This is a genomic window from Endozoicomonas sp. (assembly GCF_051008435.1).
Classification (GTDB): domain Bacteria; phylum Pseudomonadota; class Gammaproteobacteria; order Pseudomonadales; family Endozoicomonadaceae; genus Endozoicomonas_A.
In genome coordinates, this window is record NZ_JBPCXO010000333.1 from 1 (window position 1) to 1,746 (window position 1,746).

The 1,746-nt window shown below is 47.8% G+C and carries 2 protein-coding genes; both read right to left on the reverse strand.

The genetic code is table 11. The features are described from left to right. Nucleotides 1-93 precede the first annotated feature (93 nt). The gene (locus ACR2PX_RS16780; RefSeq protein ID WP_434000508.1) at nt 94-1,152 is read right to left on the reverse strand and encodes an HAD-IC family P-type ATPase; all 1,059 of its coding nucleotides are present in this window, start codon (nt 1,150-1,152) and stop codon (nt 94-96) included. 33 nt (nt 1,153-1,185) lie between these two features. Next, on the reverse strand, nt 1,186-1,602 hold the full coding sequence (locus ACR2PX_RS16785) for a hypothetical protein (protein WP_434000509.1): 417 nt from the start codon (nt 1,600-1,602) through the stop codon (nt 1,186-1,188). Nucleotides 1,603-1,746 lie beyond the last annotated feature (144 nt).

The following is a 1,746-nucleotide window of genomic DNA, read 5'->3' on the forward strand; positions in this document are numbered from 1 at the left end:
CATTACCTGTAAAACTGATGTTTTTTAGAATCAGGGAAAACAGCCTGACTGCTTCTCAGGAAAATCCGGCAAAACTATACGACGAAAGGTGTTCTACCTGTGCTTTGAAATTCCTATACATCGAGCCTCCTCTACAGCCTGGATAATGACTGACAACCCGGGCAGTGTCAGAATCAAATCAGCTGCAGCCCGGGCTGCATCGGTTGCACCAGAAACGGCAATCCCCACATCTGCCTGCTTGAGTGCCGGTGCATCATTGACTCCATCACCCGTCATGGCGACGACAAAGCCTGACTTTTGCAAGTTCTTCACAATGCCGTATTTGTGCTCCGGAAAGACTCTGGCAAAACCTTCAGCACCAACAATAGTGTTCCTGACAGAGTCTGGCAGATGCTCCATATCCGTTTGCTCATCAAAGAGGTCATCAGCGGCCAGCAATTCAGTACCCAGACCCAGCTGATGGGAAATTTCCCTGCCTATCGCCAGATCATCTCCGGTAACCACTTTTACCTCCAGACCATACGCTCTGGCCTGAGTAATCACCTCTTTAGAATCCTCCCTGGGCGGATCAAATAATGTCAGCAGCCCTGCCAGCTGGAAGTGCCCATTCTCATCGGTTCTTGCAACCCCCAATGTCCGAAGTCCTTTTTCCGCCATTCTTCGGACATGGTCCAATGCATCCTGCCTGATTTCATTACTGTCTTTACATAAATCAATAATGACCTGAGGTGCTCCCTTGGACACTCTATAGTGGCTTTCACCCTCTTTAATGGAAGCTTCACTTCGTTTGCTGACTGGGTCAAATGGGACAAAATCAAGCTGTTCAAACCCGTGCATGAGCTCATCTGAGATGGAACTACAAATCAGGGAATCGATAGCATCTTTACCATCAGGGCTTGATGCCATGGCAGCAGTCAGATTCAAGACTTCGGGCGTTTCTGCTGCATACAGAACGGGCTCCCCGAAAGTCAGTTTGTTCTGGGTCAGGGTTCCTGCCTTATCGGAGCAGAGGATATCAACACTGGCCAGCTCCTCTATCGCTTGCAAGTGCGAAACAATTGCTTTCTTTTTCGATAGCAATAAAGCACCCAGAGCCATGGTCACAGACAACACTGCTGGCATCGCTACCGGTATAGAAGCAATAACCAGCACTAGAACCAGCTCAATAATGTTTAAGACAGGAGCTTACTGATACAACTCCTTGGCAATGATGAGAACAGAGAAAAGCAGAGTGCCATAGATAAGAAACTTGCCAATACCCAGCACAGACTCCTGAAAGTGAGAGACATTTCCTGCGGTTTGAACCAGTTTTGCCGTATTTCCAAAAAATGTTTTGCTCCCCGTACTGGTCACCAGTGCCTGCATATTCCCCTGTTTAATGACAGAGCCTGAATAAAGGGTGTCATTGACAATTTTATCCACAGGCAGAGACTCCCCTGTCAAAGCAGCCTGATCAACACTCAGGTATTTACCATCACAGAGCAGACAATCTGCCGGCACAATGTCTCCATTTTCTATATGAACAATATCTCCGGGAACGAGCTCACGGGCAGGAAGATCTATCCAGCTCCCCTCTCGCTTTACCCTGGCTTTAAGAGCCATGGAAGACTTAAGGGCAGCTAGGAGCCTGTCGGACTTAGCCGACCGTAGCGAGGAAAAGTCCGGTTTGAGACAGTTTTTATGATTATTTGAGGCGAATAGCGAGCTATTCAACGAAAAGAATCATAAAAAATGGCCAAATCAGGC

Coding starts and splice junctions, on each gene's coding strand:
- ACR2PX_RS16785 (WP_434000509.1), bottom strand. CDS start 1,602: ATGGCTCTTAAAGCCAGGGTAAAGCGAGAGGGGAGCTGGATAGATCTT.